A 19,514-nucleotide genomic window follows, 5' to 3' on the forward strand; every position below is an offset into this window, starting at 1 on the left:
GATCGAAACCCGCCACGAACGACTCCGAAGCACACCCCACAAGACCCCATGCGGGTGAAGTCTGTTCGGCCGTTCCGGTACCGTCGGCGACGTGGGGCTGTTACGGACGCGCGCGGCCTCCTGGCTGACCCGCCGGTATCTCGTCCGTGCGCGCAAGAAGGGTTTCGACCTGTCGAAGCTGGGGGTGTTCCCCGACTCGGCGCTGGTGCCGCTGCGCCGCGACGCGCTGGACCCCGTGCCCGAGCTGGGCGCGCTCCGGGAGCGGGCACCGATCAGCAAGCTGCCGGTGCCGTTCGGGATGAACGTGTGGCTGGTGACCGGCCACGCCGAGGCCAAGGCCGTGCTCGGCGACGTCAACGGCTTCAGCAACGACTTCGCCAACCTGATCGGCAAGGCCGGCGCCAGCGAGGACGACAACCCCGGCGGTCTCGGCTTCGCCGACCCGCCGGTGCACACCCGGTTGCGGCGGCTGCTCACCCCCGAGTTCACCATGCGGCGGCTGTCCCGGCTCAAGCCCGGCATCCAGGCCATCGTCGACGAGCGGCTCGACGCGATGGCCGCCGTCGACGGGCCGGTCGACCTGGTGCAGGAGTTCGCGCTGCCGATCCCGTCGCTGGTGATCTGCGAGCTGCTCGGGGTCCCCTACGAGGAGCGGGACGCCTTCCAGCACCTCAGCGTGGCACGGTTCGACCTGTTCGGGGGAGCCGGGGCCTCGCTCGGCGCGATCTCCGAGTCGCTGTCCTACCTGCTCGGCGTCGTGCGCCGGCAGCGGGAGGTACCGGGCGACGGGCTGCTCGGCATGATCATCCAGGAGCACGGCGACCAGGTCGACGACCGGGAGCTCGCCGGGCTCGCCGACGGGGTGCTCACCGGCGGCTTCGAGACCACCGCGAGCATGCTCGCCCTCGGCGCGCTGGTCCTGCTCGGGGACGAGGAGACGTTCAAGCGGGTCCGCGACGACGACGCCGCCGTGCACGGCTTCGTCGAGGAGCTGCTGCGCTACCTCACCGTCGTGCAGGTCGCGTTCCCCCGCTTCGCGAGGGAGGACGTGGAGATCGCGGGCACGCGGATCGCCAAGGGCGACGTCGTGATCTGCTCGCTCAGCGGCGCGAACCGCGACCGGGCCCTGGGCTCGGGGATGGAGGACTTCGACCCGTCCCGCAGCCCCACGCCCCACCTCGCCTTCGGCTACGGCGCGCACCGGTGCATCGGGGCCGAGCTGGCCAGGATGGAGCTGCGCGCCGCCTACCCGTCGCTGGTGCGCCGCTTCCCCGCGATGCGCCTGCACGACAGGCCGGAGGACCTGACGTTCCGGAAGGTGTCCGTGGTGTACGGGGTCGAGTCGCTGCCGGTGCTGCTGCGCTGACCCCTCACCGACCGAGGTAGGGGCCCAGGTCGGTGTACCGGACCAGCTCGACGGTCCCGACCGGGAAGTCCCGTGCCCACATGGTCAGCGTGCGCCCGGGCAGCGTGGCCCACGCGGACCAGTACCGGCCGGCGCGGAGCACCTCGCACCGGACCGGCCGCCGGTCGACCCGGATCCGCACGCCGGTCCACCCGTTCGGCGGCACGTCCACCGCGCCGACGCGGAAGGCCAGGTCCTCGCCCAGCTCGGCGCGGACTGCCGCGGCGTCGGGCGGTGTCGCGGCGAGCTCGACCATCCGGCCAGGTACCGCGGTCCGGTCCAGGTCGGGGGCAGCCCGTAGCCGGGCAGGGCACCGGTGCGGGCCAGGTCCACGACGCGGCGCAGCTCGCGTTCGTGCGCCCGCCCGGGAGACAGCGTGCGCAGCAAGTCCGTCGACAGTGACACCGAGTGGCCGGGTCCACCCCAGAACGCCGTGGACAGGAAGAACAGTGCCACCGCGACCACCGCGGCGGCGGCTCCCACCTTGACCGCCCACCACGGCCAGCCGAGGGCGAGCCGGCCGAGCAGGCCGGCCACGGCCCCGACCAGCGCGCCACCGACGTACATGTGGCCGCCAGGCACCATGGACCGCCGCCGAAGCAGCACGCGCACCAGCTCGATCGGCACCGACCACGGCGTGCGGGTGCGGTAGGCCGCGTAACGCCTCGACATGCGCGCTTCCCCCCTGCCGGCCACGTAGACGCCCGGCAAGCCGCTGTCCGCCCCGGCACGGATCGCGAGAAGACGGGCGGGTCGGCGCGGGGCCAGACTGGAGTGATGAGGCGACCAGGCCGGGCCGGGTGATCGGATGCGCGTGCTGCTCACCAGCGTGCCGTTGCCGGGCCACTTCTTCCCGCTGGTGCCACTCGCCTGGGTGTTCCGGGCCCTTGGGCACGACGTGCTGGTGGCCGTTCCGGCCACCTTCGTGCCGGCGGCGTGCCGATCCGGGCTGCCGGTGGTGCCGTGCGGCCCGGCCATGGACTTCGTCGAGCTCGCCGCGGCCACGGCCGGCAGCGGGGACGCCGGCACCCGGCGGTACGCGCACGGCCGGGTGTTCGGGCGGATCGCCGCGGCGGCGTTGCCGGGCGTGACCGGGATGGTCGGGTCCTGGCGGCCGGACCTCGTGGTGAGCGAGCGCGCCGAGTTCGCCGGGCCGATCGCCGCGGCGGTCTCCGGGGTGCCGCGGGTGGAGCTGCACTGGGGCGCGGCGCGGCTGGGCGAGTACCGGGCCGCCGCCGCCGAGGTGCTGGCCGGTGCGCTCGCGGCGCGCGGGCTCGCCAGGCTGCCGGAGCCGGACCGGGTGCTCAACCCGTGGCCGCCGAGCCTGCGCCGACCCTACGCCGCGGCGCACCGGAACCTGCGGCACGTGTCGTACAACGGGGACGCGCGGATGCCCGGCTGGTCGGTGGGCCGTGCGGCGCCGGCCCGGATCTGCCTGACCCTGGGCACGGTGGTGCCCCGGCTGCCCGGTACGGACGGTGCTGCTGTCGTGTCCATCGTGGACCAGCTCGCCGGGCTGGGGGTCGAGGTCGTCGTGGCGGTCGACGAGGCGGTGGCCGCGGGATGGCGACCGTTGCCGGCCGCGGTCCGGCACGTGGGGGCGACTGCCGCTGGCCCAGACCCTGCTGGCGTGTGCCGTCCTGGTGCACCACGGCGGCCAGGGCTCCACGCTGACGGCGTTCGAGGCGGGGTGCCCCCAGCTCGTGCTGCCGCACTTCGACGACCAGTTCGCCAACGCCGCCGCGGTGGTGTCCGTGGGGAGCCGGCGTCCGCCTGCTCCCCACCGAGCTGACCCAGGACGCCGCCGGCAAGGCCTGCCTGGAGCTGCTGGAGACCGTGCGGTACGGCGAGGCCGCCGCGACCGTCGCGAGCGAGATCGCCGCCCAACCCTCCCCCGTCGACGTGGCCGACGACCTGGCGGACTGGGTCGCCGAGGCGAGAGCACGCGGGTGAGTTCCTCACGTTCCTTTCGGGAGGGATTCGTGCCCGACCGCTGATCGTGGCACTGGTGACCTGGTCCCGCCGCGGGCCATTCTGGCCTTCCTGATCGGGTGCACTTCGGTGAACGAGCCCGGAGCTCGCGGCGACTCCTCGCCCGACACGTGTTCCGAGCGGGAGGGACAGCCGTGGACAAGGTGACCGTGTTGGCGGTGGAACGGGCTGTCGACACCATGCACGGGGCGCTGGCCGAACCGTTGACCGTCGACGACCTGGCCCGCTCGGCGCTGTTCAGCAAGTTCCATTTCTGCCGGCTATTCCGGCGGACCACCGGGCTCTCCCCGGCCCGCTACCTGTCGGCACTACGGCTGGAGGAGGCCAAGCGGCTGCTGCGGGCGACGTCGTTGAGCGTCACCGACATCAGCCATCTGGTCGGGTACAGCAGCGTGGGCACCTTCAGCACGCGGTTCCACCACAGTGTCGGCGTCTCACCCAGCTCCTACCGTCAGGGGCAGGTTCCGCCCGCGGAGCCCGGCGCGGTGCGGGGCGCGCCGCCGGTGGTCACCGGCAGGGTCATCGGGCCGCGGGCCGTCGAACCCGTCCTCGTGGGACTGTTCCGCAACCCCATCATGGAGGGCGCGCCCGTCCGGCTCACCGCGCTCGACCACATCGGACCGTACACTTTGGACAAGGTTCCGCCGGGGACGTGGCACGTGCTGGTGCACGCCGGCGGTGGGGACCAGGATGTCTTCGTCGGTGAGCACGGGCCGATCGAGGTCCGGGCCGGGATCACCGCCCACGTCGCCGACGTCGTGCTCCGCCGCCGGGGCAAGACCGACCCACCGGTGCTGTCGGCACTGCTCGACGCCCCCGCACCCGCGGCAGCCAGCCAGGCCAGCTGACCGACCCGGGCCCCGGCGAAGCTCATCCGGCCCGAACCAGGCGCCGGGCCGGGAGAACGGAAGCCATGACCGGAAATGCGGGCGCCCGCGTGGCGGAGACTGGGCCGGACGAAGTGGCCGGCTCACCCGATGCGTGGCGTCCCCTTGGTTCTCCCCCGGCCCGTTCACCCGTGCCCGTCCTGTCCAACGGCGGGCAGGAGGTACGCGCCAGCCACCATCCGAGGCGTGGCGTCCCCTTGGTCTTCCCCCATCCCCTTCGTCCCTGCCGAACCTGTGCCCGGTGCGGACCAGGCCACCCAAAGCATCACCCGAGGCGTGGCGTGGCCTTGGTTCTCCCCTGTCCCCTTCGTCCTTGCCGGTCCTGTGCGGGGTGGGGCTCGGGTCAAGGGTGAGCGAAGCGAATCGCGAAGCGACGCCGAAGGCGCCCTTGACGCGAGTCCCACCCCGTCAGACACTGCCGGCCCCAGAAGGGGACGCGGGAGGGTGCACCCCGCCCACCCCGGGGGTCGCCGAGCCGCTCCAGCGTATCGCCGCCGGGAGTGCTGGGACGGTGCGCGCGAAATCTGTGGATCACTACCGGGGGATGGGGACAACTCGACGGGTGCACCGCGGCGAGTGCCGCGCCGCGGGGACACACCCCGCACACCCGCTGGGGGTGCATCCCGTGTCGGGATTGCCGCGTCGCGGGCGGGGGGTCCCCACCCCGAAGCCTGATTGTGTTGACGGTCGTCGGCACCGTGTCAAGGCGGGAAAGCGTGCCTTGACACGGCACCGCCGACCGCACAGCGGCTTCGGATCGGGGTGGGGAGGGGGAATGGCTGCAGCCTGCAACCCGTGGGGTGGGGCGCGCCCCGACCCGGCGTGAGAACGGCCCCACCGTGAGGCGCGTCCCCCCTGCGGCGTCCCGTGTCACATCGACGGGGGTGGTGCCCGTCAGTCACATGAGGGGACCCGAGCCGGGAGGATGTGACCGTGGACGAGCGAGACTGGTTGGCGGAGCGATTCGAGACCCACCGGGCCCACCTGCGGGCGGTGGCCTACCGGATGCTCGGCTCGCCGAGCGAGGCGGACGACGCCGTGCAGGAGGCGTGGCTGCGGCTGAGCCGTTCCGCCGCGGACGAGGTGACCAACCTCGGCGGGTGGCTGACCACGGTCGTCGGCAGGGTGTGCCTGGACATGCTCCGCAGCCGCACGTCACGGCGCGAGGACCCGCTGGACGACCACGTGCCCGAGACCGACCGGGACGCCGCCGACCCCGAACGGGACGTGCTGCTGGCCGACGCGGTCGGGCCGGCACTGCTCGTGGTGCTGGACGCGCTGTCCCCGGCCGAGCGGATCGCCTTCGTGCTGCACGACATGTTCGCCGTACCGTTCACCGACATCGCCCCGATCGTGGGCCGGTCGCCGACCGCGGCCCGCCAGCTCGCCAGCCGGGCCCGCCGTCGGGTGCGCGGCGCGGCCGTCCCGGACGGCGACCGGTCGCGGCAGCGGAAGGTCGTCGACGCCTTCCTCGCCGCCTCCCGCGGCGGTGACTTCGCCGCCCTGCTGGCGGTGCTCGACCCGGACGTGGTGCTCCACGCCGACGAGGTCGCGGTCCGCGGGGCCGCGGCGAGCGCCGATCGCGGCGCGCCGACCCTCGCGGTCGAGCAGCGCGGCGCGCCCACCGTGGCCGAGACCTTCGCCGGGCGGGCCACGGCCGCCCGGCCGGCGCTGCTCGGCGGCGCCCCCGGCGCGGTGTGGGCACCGGACGGCACGCCACGGGTGGCGTTCGCGTTCACCGTCCGCGACGGGCGGATCACCGCGATCGACGTCGTGGCCGATCCGGACCGCCTCGCCCGGCTCGACGTGGTCCTCCTCGACGGCTGACCGCCGGCCGGAACCACCCAGCGGGCAGAATCGGTCGGGTGCGGATCGGCATGCTGGGACCGCTCGAGGTCCACACCGACGCCGGCACGCCCGTGCGGCTGGCCGGCGCCCGGCTGCGCGCGCTGCTGATCGCGCTGGCGCTCGACCCCGGCAGGGTGGTCCCGGCCGCGCGGCTGGTGGACGCCATCTGGGGTGACCACCCGCCGGCGGCCGCGGCCAACGCCCTGCAGGCGCTGGTGTCCCGGCTGCGCCGGGCGCTCCCGGACGCCGCCGTCGAGTCCCACCCCGCCGGCTACCGGCTGGCGGTGGACCCCGACGCGGTGGACGTCACCCGCTTCGAACGCCTCGTCGCCGCCGGCCGGGACGCGCTCGCCACCGACCCGGCCGAGGCGGCGGAAACGCTGCGCGCGGCGCTGGCGCTGTGGCGCGGGCCGGCGTTGCTGGACGTGGCCGAGGCGGAACCCTTCCGGGCCCCCGTCGCCCGGCTGACCGAGCTGCGGTTGGCCGCCGTGGAGGACCGGGTCGAGGCCGATCTCCGGCTCGGCCGGGGCGCGGAGCTGACCACCGAGCTGGCCCAGCTGGTGGCCGAGCATCCGCTGCGGGAACGGCTCGTCGGCGCGCTCATGCGGGCGCTGTGCGCGGCGGGGCGGCCGGCCGAGGCGCTCGGCGCCTACGAGCGCGCCAGGTCCGCGCTGGCCGAGGCGCTGGGCACCGACCCCTCGCCTGAGTTGTCCGCGCTGCACACCGCGGTCCTGCGCGGCGAGCTGCCCGCGACGAGCCCACCACACGACACTTGGGACAGTCTCCCGAGGACGAACCTGCGCGCGGGGCTGACCAGCTTCGTCGGCAGGGACGCCGACGTGGTGCTGGTCGGCAAGCTGGTCGGCGACCACCGGCTGACCACGCTCACCGGGCCCGGCGGCGCCGGGAAGACCCGGCTGGCCACGGAGGTGGCCCGCCGGCTGCTCGACCAGAGCCCCGACGGGGTGTGGCTGGTGGAGCTCGCACCGGTCACCGGCGCCGCGGACGTGCCGCAGGCCGTGCTCGCCGCGTTGAGCCTCCGGGACCAGGCGCTGCCCGGTCTCGCCCGCTCGGCGGACCCCGTCGACCGGCTGGTCGCCGCGCTCAGGGCGCGCAACCTGGTACTGGTGCTGGACAACTGCGAGCACCTGGTGGACGCCGTCGCGGCGCTGGTCGACCGGCTGCTCGGCGAGTGCCCCCGGCTGCGGGTGCTGGCGACCAGCCGCGAACCGCTCAACCTCACCGGCGAGGCGCTGTGGCCGGTGGAGCCGCTCGCCCTGCCCGCCGCCGACGCGGAGGTCGCCGAGGCGCTGTCGAGCGCCGCGGTCCGGCTGCTCGCCGACCGGGCCGTCGCGACCCGCCCCGGGTTCACGGTCACCCCGGGCAACCTGCCCGCCGTCGTGCGGATCTGCCGCGCGCTGGACGGGATGCCGTTGGCCATCGAGCTGGCCGCGGCACGGCTGCGCACGCTGAGCCCCGAGCAGCTCGCCGGCCGGCTCACCGACCGGTTCCGGCTGCTCGCCGGCGGCAGCCGGATGGCGCTGCCCCGGCACCGCACGCTGCGCGCCGTGGTGGACTGGAGCTGGGACCTGCTCACCGAGCCGGAGCGGGTGCTGCTGCGCCGGCTCGCGGTGTTCGCGGGCGGAGCGAGCCTGGCCGCCGTGGAGCGGGTGTGCGCCGGCGGTCCGGTCGCCGCGGCGGACGTGCTGGACCTGCTCACCGCGCTGGTCGACAAGTCGCTCCTGGTGCCGGACGAGGCCAACAGCAAGGCCGATGACGGCCCGCGGTACCGGATGCTGGAGACGATCAAGGAGTACGGCCTGGAGCGACTCGCCGAGGCCGGGGAGTCGGCGGTGATCCGGCGGGCGCACGCCGAGTTCTTCGCGGAGCTGGTCGAGGCCGCCGACCCACACCTGCGCCGCGCCGAGCAGTTGCTGTGGCTCGACCGGCTCGACGTCGAGCACGACAACATCAACGCGGCGACCCGCGGCGCGATCGACGCCGGCGACACCCGCGCCGCCATCCGCCTCGTTGCCGGTGCCGGCTGGTACTGGTGGCTCGGCGGGCACCGCGCGGAGGGCGCGGAGCTGGCCGAGCGGGCACTGGCCATGCCGGGTGCGGCCGATGCCGGGGCGCGGGCCACGGCGTACGCGATCGCCGCGCTGTTCGCCACCGCCGGGCTCGGCGACGAGCGGGAGGTGGCGACGTTGCTCGAGGAGGCACACCGCATGGCCGGGGAAGCCGAGCCGCACAACCCGCTGCTGCGGTTCCTCGACATGCTGAAGGAGCTGGTGCGCGGCTCCGTGGCCGGCACGGAGCCGCCGCCGGACTTGCTGGACACGTTGCTGTCCGACGAGGACCCGTGGGTGCGCGCCCAGGCCCGGCTGAACCGCGCCCGCATGTTGCTCAACGTCGGCCGGGCACGGGCCCTGGCGGAGGCCGACACCGAGCTGGCGCTGCGCGACTTCCGGGCGCTCGGCGAGCGGTGGGGCATCTCGTTCGCGCTCACCACGCTGGCCGACCTCGTGGCCCAGCGCGGTGACCTGGCCGCGGCGCACGAGCTCTACCGGGAGGCGGTCGCCGTGGTCACCGAGGTCGGGGCGGTCGAGGACGTGCCGTTCATGCGCGCCCGGCAGGCCCAGCTCCAGTGGGTGCTCGGCGACCCGGAGGGCAGCGCCGCGGCCCTCCGGGCAGCGGAGCGGGACGCCGAGCGGGTGGGGTGGCCCGACGCGGTCGCCGGTGTGGCCCTCGCCGGCGCCGAGCTGAGCCGGTGGGCCGGGGATCCGCGCGTCGCGTGGTCCGCGCTGGCGCACGCCGAGGAGGCCATGCGCGAGATCGTCGTGCATCCCGCGTTCCGCGCGATGCTGCTCGGCTCGCGCGGGCAGCTGGCCGCGGCGGAGGGCGACCTGCCCACCGCCCGCGCTCACCTGGCCGAGGCGCTCGACCTCGCGGTGAACTCGCGGCACGCGCCCACGGTCGCGCAGGTGCTGGTCGGGGTCGCCGACTCCGCGCTGCGCCAGGGTCGGCCGGACGACGCGGCCCGGCTGCTGGCGGCGAGCGTCGCGGTACGCGGCGCACCCGACCTGTCCAATCCGGACGCCACCAGGGTGGCCGGCGCCGCGCGGGCCGCACTCGGTGACGCGGAGTTCACCGAGGCGGCCCGGAGCGGTGACGGCGCGACCATGGCGACGGTCCGGGAGCTCGCCGCCCCGGACCTGGCCGGCTGACCGGATCAACGCCGGGACGGGTCGCGGTTGTACAGCTTGCGCGCCCACAGGTAGCCGAGCAGCGCGATGCCGACCGACCAGGCGACGGCGATCGCACCGCTGTTCCCGACCGGCCCACCGGTCAGCAGGTTGCGCAGGGTCTCCATGATCGGGGTGAACGGCTGGTACTCGGCGAAGACGCGTACCACCGTCGGCATCGAGTCGGTGGGCACGAAGCCGCTGCCGAGGAACGGCAGCAGGGTCAGCGGCATCGGCAGGTTGCTCGCGCCCTCCACGGTCTTGCTCACCAGGCCGAGCGCGACGCACAGCCAGACGATCGCGAAGGTGACCAGGGCGAGCAGGCCGAGCGCGGCGAGCCACCCGACCGGGTCGGCGCTGGGCCGGAAGCCCACCAGCAGGGCCACGCCCACGACGATCACCAAGGTGATCAGGGTCTGGATCATGCTGCCCAGCACGTGACCGGTCAGCACCGAGGCGCGGCTGATCGACATGGTGCGGAACCGGGCGACGATCCCCTCGGTCATGTCCATGGCGACGGAGATCGCGGTGCCGGTGCCGGCGGCGGCCACCGCGATCAGGATGATGCCCGGTGTGACGTAGTTGACGTACTCGGCGCGGCCACCGCCGGGGCCACCGATGCCGGCGCCCAGCGCGCCGCCGAAGACGTAGACGAACAGCAGCAGGAAGATCACCGGCAGGCCGGCCAGCTGCAGGGTCATCGACGGGTAGCGGAGCATGTGCCGGAGGTTGCGGCGCAACATCGTGGCCGAGTCGCGCAGGGGGTAGGTGGTCATCGGTCGGTGTCCTTCCCGGTGTCAGTGCCGGTGTCTCTGCCGGTGTCACTGTCGGTGTCGCTGTCGGTGGGGTGGCCGGTGAGGGCGAGGAAGACGTCGTCGAGATCGGGGGTGTGCACCGAGAGGGTGTCGACCTCGACGCCGGCGCGGTCGAGCCGGTCCAACAGGGCGCGCAGCGAGCGGGCACCGCCGTCGCCGGGCACCTGCAGGGTGAGCGCCGAGTCGTCGCGCACGGTGTCCCCGAGCATCCCGGCGGCCGCGTCGAGCGCGGCGGCGCCGGGGAACCGCAGGAGGATGTGGCCGCCGGGCACCATCCGCTTGAGCTCGTCGGCGGTGCCCTCGGCGACCAGCCGTCCGGAGTCGAGCACGGCGATCCGGTCGGCCAGCTCGTCGGCCTCCTCCAGGTACTGGGTGGTGAGGAAGATGGTGACGCCGCCGGCCACCAGCTCGCGGATGATCCGCCACATGCCGCGTCGGCTGCGCGGGTCGAGCCCGGTGGTCGGCTCGTCGAGGAAGATCAGCCGCGGGTCGCCGACCAGGGTCATCGCGAGGTCGAGCCTCCGCCGCATGCCGCCGGAGAACGTCGCCGCGGTCTTCGTGGCCACGGCGGCGAGGTCGAACCGCTCCAGCAGCTCGGTCGCGCGGCGCCGACCCTCCCGGCGGTCGAGGTGGCGCAGATCGGCCATCAGCCGCAGGTTCTCCTCGGCGGTGAGCAGGTTGTCGACCGCGGAGAACTGGCCGGTGACGCCGATCGCGGCGCGCACCGCGTCGGGCTCGGTGGCCAGGTCGTGGCCGACGACACGCACGTCGCCGGCGTCGGCGCCGATGAGCGTGGACAGGATCTGCACGGTGGTGGTCTTGCCGGCGCCGTTGGGGCCGAGCAGCGAGAAGATCGTGCCCTCCGGCACGTGCAGGTCGATGCCGTCGAGGACGACGTGGTCAGCGTAGGACTTGCGCAACCCGCTGGCGGCGATCGCCGGCCGGGTAGGTCGGGGCGTGGTGCCACCGCGGGACGCGGCGGCCGGTCGGGTCTTCTGTGGTGTCATCGGAGTCTCCCCTCGTCACTGACGAGGACCACCGTGTCCAAAGGGCCTGACGCCGCGCCGAGGCGCCGCTGACACGCCGCTGACACCGCGAGCTCGACCGCGTCCGCACGTCACTGCCCGCGCTGCGCGGGCGACACGAGATCCGGCGGAGGTCGCCTGGGGTCAGAGGGGGATCACGTAGTGGATGAACCCGTGGTTCTCCGCGACCCCGTCGTAGAGGCGCCGGGCGGCGCGGTTGTCCTCCTTGGTGTGCCAGTACACCCGGGAGCAGCCGCGGTCCCGGGCGAACCGCTCGACGGCCTGGATCAGCGCGCGCCCCACGCCCTTTCCGCGGGCCTCCGGCGCCGTGAACAGGTCCTGCAGATAGCACACGTCCGGCGAGGTGGTGCTGGCATGCACCAGGAAATGGGCGATCCCCACCACCCGGTCGTCGAGGCGAGCGGCGAGCGCGTGGATCCGGTCCCCGTTCCGCAGCTCCCACCACGTGCGCTCGCGGATGTCGGCCGGCAGCTCACGCCCGTAGAAGTGGGTGTAACCCCGGAACAGCTCCGCCCAGTCGGCCCTGTCGTCCGGCCGGAGCTCGCCGATGGTGATCACGAATCGCACCCTTTGGTCGCGTCCACCATACCTACCGCGGAGCCCGACAGCCTCGACCTAGACTCGGCACGTGGGCAGGGATCCTCGCGGGTTGCGGGGGGCGTGGACGCGGTACCAGCGGCACGCCTTCGCGGAGCCGGCGCCGGATCTGGCCCGTTACGTCGCGCGGTACTGGATGGTCCGGTGGGACTACCGCGTGCCCTACCACCAGCTCATCGTGCCGTATCCGAACGTGCACCTGACGTTCCGCGACGGGGCCGCGACCGTGCAGGGTGTCTGTCGTGGACGGCAGACCAGGGTGCTGGCGGGGCGTGGCCGGGTCCTCGGGGTGGCCTTCCGGGCCGGTTGCTTCCGGCCGTTCCTCGACGCCCCCGTCTCGACGATCACCGACCGGACCGTTCCCGCCGCCGAGGTGTTCGGCCCCGGTGTCCCCGGCGATCCCGACGTCGCCGAGGTCGAGCGGTTCCTGCGCGCCCGGCTGCCCGCGCCCGATCCCCGGGCGGACGAGGCGGCCGGGATCGTCGCGCGGATCGCGGCGCGCCCGGAGATCACCAGGGTCGACCTGCTGGCCGACGACCTCGGCACGAGCGTCCGTGGCCTGCAGCGGTTGTTCGCCGAGCACGTCGGGGTCGGTCCGAAGTGGGTGATCCGCCGGTACCGGCTGTGGGAGGTCACCCAGCGGCTGGAGGAGGGGGCGTCGATCGACTGGGCGGCGCTCGCGGTCGAGCTCGGCTACGCCGACCAGGCCCACTTCGTGCACGACTTCACCAAGATGTTCGACGAGTCGCCCACCCGATACGCCGAACGCTACTAGCGCCCCCTCCCTTCCCAGCGGGACCAAGGACTGGACCGGCGCATACCGGCGGCACCGGCGCAACCTGCGGCTGATCGGGGCGTCCGGAGTGGCCGGGCGGACGTCGAGCACGGCAGGTCGAGCTGAGGTCGACGCACGAGGCGTGGTGGCGGCTGTCGGCCCCTGTCGCGACCCACCCCGCCGGCGGCCGTCCACTGCCGACGGCGGGGCGAGCGCCGGCTACGGCCGCGGGATCGCCACCGCGGTGTAGGGCGTGGTCGGCTCCGGCGGCGTGGAGAACCGCGCGTTGACCAGGTAGAGCCGGTCGGCGAAGGCGGCCACCGTGGTCGGCACGTCGAACCGGGGATCGGTGATCCGCTCGACCACCCGCCCGCTCGTGGCCGACCGGTCGAGGCGAACCACGGCGAGGACGTTGAGGCGGTTCTGCACCACGTACAGCGTCCGCCCGCACAGCAGCAGCCCGTCACCGTTGGGAAGGAGGTCACCGTCGAGGTCGATGGTGCTGGTGACGCCGGTTGCGGGGTCGACCCGGAACAGCAGCCCGGTGTTGTACTGCACGGTGATCAGGCCACGGCCGTCCGGCGCCCGGGAAATGCCGTTCGCGTTGTACCCCTCCTGGTACTCGATGTCGCCGGTGAGCGGCCGCCGCACGGCCTCGCGCGGGAGGCCGCGGCGGTCCAACCACAGTCCGTGCAGCACCGGTTGGAAGGAGCTGGTGAACCACGCCGTGCCGGGGGTCAGCACGACGTCGTTGACGAACTCGGACTCGGCGGCGAACCGGTGGGACGAGAGGATCTCTCCGGTTCTCCCGTCGACCACTCGCGCGTCGCCGGCCGCGCCGCCGGCCACGAAGACCCGGCCGAGGTGGTCGGTCTTCATCCCCACCGACGGTGTGCCGGGACCCGGGCTAATCACCGTGCCCCTGCCGGTGAGCAGGTTGGCCCGGTAGATCGCGCCGGTGTCCAGCGAGCCGAAGAAGGCGTACGGGCCGGGCCCGATGGCGATGCCCTCCGGGCGGAAGCCGTCGGGAAGGGGGATCGTGTCCGGAAGGGCGCGGCCGGGGCTCGCCATCGCCGTGGCGGCGGGGGCGAGCAGGGCCGCTCCGGCGGTGGCTCCCGCGCCGAGCAGCAGACCTCGACGGCTCAACATTCGTGCTACCTCCTGGCACCGTTGACGCTCGTGACACTTCACCCTGTCGGCACCCGGCCCTGCCGTGCGCACCGGCGTCCCGCTGGGTTTCGGCAACCAGCAGGACGAATCCTGCCTGGACATCCGCCGCCGGCCAACAGCCGGCCCCGGCGAGGTCGCCGGTTGCCCCAGGTGGTCGGCGATGGCCGAGAAGGCGTTTTCGATCCGGAGTAGAACGTTGCTCTGTTCGGCGTACGCGGAGCTCGCCTCGTGCCACGGCGCCCGGTCCCGCCGCGCGGCCGGCGGGCGGTCAGCAGCCGAGCCGGTCGGCGAGGTCGGTGAAGCTGGTGGCGTGCAGGTCGGCGGTGACCTCCTCCGCCCGGTCGGCGGTCCGGTGTGGACCCTTCTCCCCCGGTCGCTCGACGAACGCGGTCCGCAGCCCGGCGCCGCGGGCGCCGTCGAGGTCCCAGCGGTGGCAGGCGACCATCAGCACCTGGTCGGGCCGGACGTCGAGCAGCCGGGCCGTCGTCAGGTACGGCTCGGGTGCCGGCTTGTAGGCGTGGGCGAGCTCGGCGGAGAGGATGCAGTCGAACGGCAGGGCCGCCGCCTTCACCAGGTGGGTCAGCAGCGCGAAGCCGCCGTTGGACAGCGCCGCCGCGACGTAGCGGTCACGCAGCCGGGCCAGCCCGGCGGCCGCGTCGTCCCAGTTCGGGAGCCGGTGCCAGGCGTGGACCAACCGCCGGCGGGCGGCGTCGTCGAACGCGGCGGCGACGCCGCGCTCGGCGAGCAGCTCGTCGAGCGACTTCCGGTGCAGCGCGTCGAGGTGGGCCCACTCGGCCGCGCCGGTGTTCACCCGCTCCATCGAGGGCAGGTAGCGGCCGCGCCAATCGTCGGCGAACCGGGCCGCGTCGAGGTCGACGCCCTGCCGCCGGGCCTCGGCGGCGACCTGCTCGGTGACGCCGGTGTGCCAGTCCACCGTGGTGCCGAAGATGTCGAAGGCGATCACCTGGATCACCGCGCCAAGGTCCGTCATCGCGCTCCTTCCCCGTCGAGTCCGACGATCCGCGTGGCCGCGGCCTTCGCCCGGCGCATGGCCGCGCGGTCGTCCGCGACGACCACCCTGGCGTTGGCACCGTCGACGAGCAGTAGCAGCGCGTCGCCCACCTCCTCCGGCCGGTCCAGCTCCGCCCCGGCGGCGAGCTCGGTCAACGTGCCACGCAGCCACTCCTTGTAGGCGGAGATCACCCGGCGCGCCGGGTGATCCGGGTCGGGCAGCTCGACCGCGGCGTTGGTGAAGGGGCACCCACGGAAACCGTCCCGCCCGTGACCCTCGGCCAGCCAGTCGAACACGGCCAGCAACCGCTCGACACCCTCCGCCCCGGTCCGGTCGAGGAAGCGGGTCAACGCCTCCTGCCGCTGGGCCCTTCGCCGGTCGAGCACGGCGGCGACCAGGTTCTCCTTGGACCCGAACTGCGCGTACATCGTCGGCTTGGACACCCCCGCCCTCGCCACCAGGGTGTCCACGCCCGTGGCCCGGATGCCCTCGGCGTAGAAGACCTCGGTGGCGACGTCCAGGAGTCGCTCGCCACCGGCGCTCAGCTCGGCCACACCAGTGATACTGACAGGTCAGTAAAGATCGCCGCAAGGGCGTTTCATCCACCGGTACTCAGCGGGATTCAGCGGGACTCAGCGGGGCGCCGTGACCATCCAGACGTGCCCGTCGGGGTCGGCGAGGCTTCCGGCGTAGCCCCACGGCTGCCGGCCCGGCGCGGTGACCGGCTCGGCACCGGCCGCGGTGGCGCGCTCGACGATCTCGTCCACCTCGGCGGGGGAACCCGCGGTCAGGTTGAGCACGCACTCGCTCGTCCCGGCCGGGGCGGCGACGCGGTCGCCCAGCACCCAGCCGAACCCGCCGGTGGGGACGAGCATGATCCGGACACCATCGTTCGGGGCGAGCTGCAGCGGCTCCGGGACGCCGTCCTCCGCCGGCTCGCCGACCGCCGCGAACCCGAACGCACGCTGGTAGAAGGCGAACGAGCGCCGCCGGTCGGCGATCGGCAGCGAGACGATCAGGGGTGTGCCGGTCATGATGCTCCTCTGGTGGAGGGTGGACGGCGGTGTAGCACTGGACGCGCGACGCCGGTCAGGCGACGGTGAACCGGGTGGCCGGCGCACCGCGCAGCCGGCCCGGTGGCAGCGTACGTCCACAGAGGACCATCAGCAGGTCCTGGGCGGATCCGGTCAACGGGGTTCCGGAGCCGAAGGTCCAGTCGAGGTCGTCGGCGCGGAACTGGATCCCGGCGAGGTCGACGCCGAAGTACCGGAGCTTCCTCGGCGTCATCCCGCCCAGGACGGCCCGCAGCCGCTCCTGCGGAACGCGCCGGTCGATGCCCAGCGCCACGGTGATGTCCAGGCCGTGGATCACGTCGTGGGACAACGCGCCGGCCAGCCCGTCACCCGGTGGCTTCCACGGGTGGTGGGCGTTGTCCCGCAGGCACGCGGTCAGCTCCTCCGCGGTCGACGCGGCCGCGTCGCGGCGGGCGGCCCGGTCGGCCATCCGGTGGAAGTTCCCCCGCGCCCGGACCATCTCGCGCAGGAACCGTCCCCCGGAGTACCGGAACGGCATCGTCAGGTGCGCCACCACCTCCCGCACCCGCCAGCCGGCGCAGAGGGTCGGCGCGTCCCACCGCGCCGGGGGCAGTTCGCCCAGCAGGTCCGCCAGCTCCCGCCGCTCCCCGGCGACGGCCTCCCGCAGATCAGTGGTCACAGTGCCGCCTCCCCGGAATCAACCCTGTTGGTCACGTTGGGCAGTGAGCGTTCGGCTCGGTCACGTAATTGTGGCTGGGTTGCGTCACGGTCCCCTGAGGTGGCGGTTCCCGAGGTTGACAGAAGGTGTCTCACCGCGCCCTCCTCTCAGCTCTCCCGCACCCCGCTCGTCGCCCCGCCTCCCGGTCGGCCAGCAGGCGCCGAGGGGCCTTGCTCCGCCACGAGAGCTCGACCAGCTCCGCCAGCCGCGCCCGGTCCACCTTCGCCAGCTCGACGGTGACCCCGACCGGGGTGTCACCGCGGCGCACCTCCGCCAGCGCCGCCGGATCCTCGGCGACCACGCCGGCCACCTGGTCGGCCGCCATGGTCAGGCTCACCCGGCCGTCGTCCTGGACGCCGACGAAGCTCCGGCGGTCGACCAGGTACGCGGGGCGCCGGAAGTGGGTGCCCTCGGTGGTCGCGGGCAGCGTCAGCACGATCTCCCGCAGGTCCTCGAGGTCCGTCATGGGACTCCTCTCCGTCAGCTCTCACCCCACCGACGAACGGGCCCGGCCCGGATGGACACCCCTCACGGATCCGTCTCCGCGAGCCGCTTCCGCAGGTAGCGGCGCTCGGCGTCGGTCGTCGCCAGGTCGAGCGCGGTGGCGTACGCCTCGGCGGCCTCGGCGCCCCGACCGAGCCGGCGGAGCAGGTCCGCCCTGGTCGCCGGCAACAGGTGGTAGCCGGCCAGCGCGCCGGACTCGGCCAGCCGGTCCACCAGCCGCAGCGCGGCGGCGGGCCCCTCGGCCATGCCCACCGCCACCGCCCGGTTCAGCTCCACCACCGGCGCCGGCGCCATCCGGGCGAGCTGGCCGTACAGCGCGGCGATCTGCGCCCAATCGGTGTCGGCCGGGTCGGTGGCGGTGGCGTGGCAGGCGGCGATCGCGGCCTGCACCTGGTAGGGCCCAGGCCGCCCGCGGCGCAGCGCGCCCTCCAGCAGGGCCGTGCCCTCGGCGATCTCCGCGGCGTCCCACCGGCCGCGGTCCTGGTCGGCGAGGAGCACGAGATCGCCGTGCTCGTCGAGCCGGGCGTCCCGGCGAGCGTCGTGCAGCAGCATGAGCGCGAGCAGACCCACCGCCTCGGGCTCGTCGGGCATCAGCCGGACCAGCACCCTGGCGAGCCGGATCGCCTCGGCGCACAGCCCGCGGCGCAGCAGGTCCGCCCCGGCCGTGGCCGAGTAACCCTCGTTGAACAGCAGATACAGCACGGCGAGCACCGCCGGGGTGCGCTCCGGCAGCAGGTGCATCGGCGGCACCCGGTAGGGGATGCCGGCGTTGCGGATCTTCCGCTTGGCCCGGACCAGCCGCTTGGCCATCGTCTGCTCGCTCACCAGCAGCGCGCGGGCGATCTCCGCGATGCTCAGCCCGGCCAGCGTGCGCAGGGTCAACGCGACCCGCGCCTCCAGCGCCAGCGCGGGGTGGCAGCAGGTGAACATCAGCCGCAGGCGGTCGTCGGGCACCCCGCTGCCGCCATCCCGTTCCGCCGGCCCGCCGAGCCCCGCCGTGCCTTCGCGCTCCGCCGTGCCTCCGCGCTCCGCCGTGCCTTCGAGCTCCGCCATGGCGGCGACCTCCCGCAGCTTGGCCGCGCCCACCGCGTCCCGGCGCAGCCGGTCGACGGCGCGGTTGCGGGCCGCGGTGGTGAGCCACGCACCGGGCCGGTCCGGGATCCCGTCGCGCGGCCAGCGCCGCAGCGCCAGCGCGAAGGCGTCCTGCGCGCACTCCTCGGCGAGGTCCCAGTCGCCGGTGAGCCGGATCAGGGTGGCGACCAGCTGGCCCCACTCGTCGCGGAAGGCCTGGGTCAGTGCCGCGTCGACCGGGCCGGTCACGGCTGCCAGATCGGCCGGATCTCGATCGTGCCGTAGCCCGCCGCGGGGTGCTTCGCGGCCACCTCGATCGCCTCGTCCAGGTCGGCGCACTCCACCAGGCAGTACCCACCGATCTGCTCCTTGGTCTCGGCGAACGGGCCGTCGGAGAGCAACACGCTGTCGTCGCGCACCCGCACGGTCGTCGCCTCGATCGGGGGCCGCAACCCCGCACCGCCCAGCAGCACCCCACGGCGCTGCATCTCCTCGACCCAGCCGCCGCAGCCGTCGTCGGCGTGCGCGGCGGCCGACTCGTCACCGCAGATCAACAACAGGTACCTCACGCGCTCCTCCTCGTGCCGGCTCACCCTCCCGACGAACGGGAACCCCCGAGAAGGACATCCTCCCCGACCCGGCGGGTGCACCTTCCCGTCCCCTTCTGGGGCCGGCACCGTGTTACGGGGGAGAACCAAGGAGACCAACGCCTCGGGTAATGCCTGGCGTGTCCCACCCACCCGGTCTCGTGGCGGTGCGGCACACCGCGCTCGTCGATCAGCCAGCGCTGCGGGAGGTGCTGACGATGGTGCCCTGGGCGACCGCGCACAGTGCGGCGTCCGCGTCGCCGTCGAGCATGGTGAGATCGCAGCGGCACACCGCCTGCCGCCGGCTGGCGTGCACCACCGACGCCTCCGCCCGCAGTGCCCGACCCCGCGCCGGCCGCAGGTAGTTGATCGAGAAGCCGCCGGTGAGCACCGCGGGCCCGAGCACGCTGCCGCCGGCGAAGGTGAGCGCGTTGTCCGCGGCGTAGCCGAGCACCCCGCCGTGCAGGAAACCGTTCTGCTGCAACAGCTCGTCCCGCACGTCGAGCTCCAACGCCACCGACCCCGCCGTGAACGCGGCCAGCCGCGTGCCGAGCAGGACGCTGAACGGCTGCGCGGCGAGCACCTGCCGGGCCAGGTCGAGACTCAGTTCCATGATGGACGCAGTAGAGCACAGCCACCAGCGACGCGGAAGCGACCGAACGGGCAGCGGGCTGTGAGCCCCGCCACCGAGAAACCGGGCGCCGACGACAAACCCGCGACGACCCACCGCGACGGAACCAGCGACGGAACCAGCGAGAGAACCGTGCCAAAGCCGACGACAACCGGCGGACGGCAAGGCCGGCGACGG

At 74.1% G+C, this 19,514-nt stretch carries 18 protein-coding genes and 2 pseudogenes; 7 read left to right on the forward strand and 13 right to left on the reverse strand.

Features of this window, described 5'->3' with window-relative positions; translation table 11 throughout:
- Positions 1 to 91: 91 nt before the first annotated feature.
- Positions 92 to 1,366 (forward strand): cytochrome P450, encoded by a 1,275-nt coding sequence (locus BM051_RS07755; RefSeq protein WP_092529319.1) that lies wholly within the window; start codon positions 92 to 94, stop codon positions 1,364 to 1,366.
- Positions 1,367 to 1,370: 4 nt separating this feature from the next.
- Here BM051_RS07755 and BM051_RS07760 read toward each other — a convergent pair whose 3' ends face one another.
- On the reverse strand, positions 1,371 to 1,661 hold the full coding sequence (locus BM051_RS07760; protein WP_092529320.1) for a hypothetical protein: 291 nt from the start codon (positions 1,659 to 1,661) through the stop codon (positions 1,371 to 1,373).
- A gap of 552 nt (positions 1,662 to 2,213) precedes the next feature.
- On the opposite strand from BM051_RS07760, the pseudogene BM051_RS30640 reads away from it, so the two are divergent.
- The 5 genes and pseudogenes from BM051_RS30640 to BM051_RS07785 form a co-directional block, all read left to right on the forward strand.
- Positions 2,214 to 2,840 (forward strand): annotated as a pseudogene (locus BM051_RS30640) (hypothetical protein); the annotation flags it as partial.
- A 208-nt stretch (positions 2,841 to 3,048) separates the two neighbouring features.
- A pseudogene (locus BM051_RS30645) lies at positions 3,049 to 3,201 on the forward strand (nucleotide disphospho-sugar-binding domain-containing protein); the annotation flags it as partial.
- Positions 3,202 to 3,531: 330 nt separating this feature from the next.
- A complete protein-coding gene (locus BM051_RS07775) occupies positions 3,532 to 4,245 on the forward strand; it encodes a helix-turn-helix domain-containing protein (RefSeq protein WP_092529323.1) in 714 nt (237 codons plus the stop codon).
- Positions 4,246 to 5,217: 972 nt separating this feature from the next.
- On the forward strand, positions 5,218 to 6,111 hold the full coding sequence (locus BM051_RS07780) for a sigma-70 family RNA polymerase sigma factor (protein WP_092529666.1): 894 nt from the start codon (positions 5,218 to 5,220) through the stop codon (positions 6,109 to 6,111).
- Between the two features lie 38 nt (positions 6,112 to 6,149).
- Positions 6,150 to 9,359, forward strand: coding sequence for an AfsR/SARP family transcriptional regulator (locus BM051_RS07785; protein WP_092529324.1), 3,210 nt, complete (start codon positions 6,150 to 6,152; stop codon positions 9,357 to 9,359).
- Between the two features lie 5 nt (positions 9,360 to 9,364).
- Here BM051_RS07785 and BM051_RS07790 read toward each other — a convergent pair whose 3' ends face one another.
- The 3 genes from BM051_RS07790 to BM051_RS07800 all read right to left on the reverse strand — a co-directional run bounded on the left by BM051_RS07790 (position 9,365) and on the right by BM051_RS07800 (position 11,796).
- Positions 9,365 to 10,153 (reverse strand): ABC transporter permease, encoded by a 789-nt coding sequence (locus BM051_RS07790; protein WP_092529325.1) that lies wholly within the window; start codon positions 10,151 to 10,153, stop codon positions 9,365 to 9,367.
- Complete coding sequence (locus BM051_RS07795; protein WP_092529326.1) at positions 10,150 to 11,199, reverse strand: ATP-binding cassette domain-containing protein; 1,050 nt, start codon at positions 11,197 to 11,199, stop codon at positions 10,150 to 10,152. The genes BM051_RS07790 and BM051_RS07795 overlap by 4 nt, the downstream gene beginning before the upstream one ends.
- 162 nt (positions 11,200 to 11,361) lie before the next feature.
- A complete protein-coding gene (locus BM051_RS07800) occupies positions 11,362 to 11,796 on the reverse strand; it encodes a GNAT family N-acetyltransferase (protein WP_092529667.1) in 435 nt (144 codons plus the stop codon).
- Between the two features lie 70 nt (positions 11,797 to 11,866).
- Here BM051_RS07800 and BM051_RS07805 point away from each other — a divergent pair, with 70 nt between their 5' ends.
- Positions 11,867 to 12,610, forward strand: a complete 744-nt coding sequence (locus BM051_RS07805) for a helix-turn-helix domain-containing protein (RefSeq protein WP_243859221.1) — start codon at positions 11,867 to 11,869, stop codon at positions 12,608 to 12,610.
- Positions 12,611 to 12,829: 219 nt separating this feature from the next.
- Here the strand turns inward: BM051_RS07805 and BM051_RS07810 are convergent, their stop codons facing one another.
- From BM051_RS07810 to BM051_RS07850, 9 genes are all read right to left on the reverse strand, one after another.
- Entirely contained in the window at positions 12,830 to 13,759 is a 930-nt protein-coding gene (locus tag BM051_RS07810; protein ID WP_092529327.1) for an NHL repeat-containing protein, read from the reverse strand.
- A 289-nt stretch (positions 13,760 to 14,048) separates the two neighbouring features.
- On the reverse strand, positions 14,049 to 14,771 hold the full coding sequence (locus BM051_RS07815) for a haloacid dehalogenase type II (protein ID WP_092529328.1): 723 nt from the start codon (positions 14,769 to 14,771) through the stop codon (positions 14,049 to 14,051).
- Complete coding sequence (locus tag BM051_RS07820; RefSeq protein WP_092529329.1) at positions 14,768 to 15,346, reverse strand: TetR/AcrR family transcriptional regulator; 579 nt, start codon at positions 15,344 to 15,346, stop codon at positions 14,768 to 14,770. The genes BM051_RS07815 and BM051_RS07820 overlap by 4 nt, the downstream gene beginning before the upstream one ends.
- A 78-nt stretch (positions 15,347 to 15,424) precedes the next feature.
- Positions 15,425 to 15,826: a VOC family protein gene (locus tag BM051_RS07825; protein WP_092529330.1), complete on the reverse strand. Its 402-nt coding sequence runs from the start codon at positions 15,824 to 15,826 to the stop codon at positions 15,425 to 15,427.
- A 55-nt stretch (positions 15,827 to 15,881) separates the two neighbouring features.
- Positions 15,882 to 16,505: a maleylpyruvate isomerase family mycothiol-dependent enzyme gene (locus BM051_RS07830; protein WP_092529331.1), complete on the reverse strand. Its 624-nt coding sequence runs from the start codon at positions 16,503 to 16,505 to the stop codon at positions 15,882 to 15,884.
- 130 nt (positions 16,506 to 16,635) lie between these two features.
- Positions 16,636 to 17,010 carry an MmcQ/YjbR family DNA-binding protein gene (locus BM051_RS07835; RefSeq protein WP_092529332.1) on the reverse strand — a complete coding sequence of 125 codons (375 nt, stop codon included), beginning with the start codon at positions 17,008 to 17,010 and terminating at the stop codon, positions 16,636 to 16,638.
- Positions 17,011 to 17,072: 62 nt separating this feature from the next.
- Positions 17,073 to 18,368 carry an RNA polymerase sigma factor gene (locus BM051_RS07840; RefSeq protein WP_092529333.1) on the reverse strand — a complete coding sequence of 432 codons (1,296 nt, stop codon included), beginning with the start codon at positions 18,366 to 18,368 and terminating at the stop codon, positions 17,073 to 17,075.
- Positions 18,365 to 18,688: a YciI family protein gene (locus BM051_RS07845; protein ID WP_092529669.1), complete on the reverse strand. Its 324-nt coding sequence runs from the start codon at positions 18,686 to 18,688 to the stop codon at positions 18,365 to 18,367. Before BM051_RS07845 ends, BM051_RS07840 begins: the two co-directional genes overlap by 4 nt.
- 208 nt (positions 18,689 to 18,896) lie before the next feature.
- A complete protein-coding gene (locus tag BM051_RS07850) occupies positions 18,897 to 19,319 on the reverse strand; it encodes a PaaI family thioesterase (protein ID WP_092529334.1) in 423 nt (140 codons plus the stop codon).
- Positions 19,320 to 19,514: the final 195 nt, after the last annotated feature.

It is taken from the genome of Amycolatopsis arida (assembly GCF_900115565.1).
GTDB classification, from domain to species: Bacteria; Actinomycetota; Actinomycetes; order Mycobacteriales; family Pseudonocardiaceae; genus Yuhushiella; species Yuhushiella arida.

Coding starts and splice junctions, on each gene's coding strand:
- BM051_RS07795 (WP_092529326.1), bottom strand. CDS start 11,199: ATGACACCACAGAAGACCCGACCGGCCGCCGCGTCCCGCGGTGGCACC.
- BM051_RS07835 (WP_092529332.1), bottom strand. CDS start 17,010: ATGACGGACCTCGAGGACCTGCGGGAGATCGTGCTGACGCTGCCCGCG.
- BM051_RS07815 (WP_092529328.1), bottom strand. CDS start 14,771: ATGACGGACCTTGGCGCGGTGATCCAGGTGATCGCCTTCGACATCTTC.
- BM051_RS07850 (WP_092529334.1), bottom strand. CDS start 19,319: ATGGAACTGAGTCTCGACCTGGCCCGGCAGGTGCTCGCCGCGCAGCCG.
- BM051_RS07760 (WP_092529320.1), bottom strand. CDS start 1,661: ATGGTCGAGCTCGCCGCGACACCGCCCGACGCCGCGGCAGTCCGCGCC.
- BM051_RS07810 (WP_092529327.1), bottom strand. CDS start 13,759: ATGTTGAGCCGTCGAGGTCTGCTGCTCGGCGCGGGAGCCACCGCCGGA.
- BM051_RS07825 (WP_092529330.1), bottom strand. CDS start 15,826: ATGACCGGCACACCCCTGATCGTCTCGCTGCCGATCGCCGACCGGCGG.
- BM051_RS07790 (WP_092529325.1), bottom strand. CDS start 10,153: ATGACCACCTACCCCCTGCGCGACTCGGCCACGATGTTGCGCCGCAAC.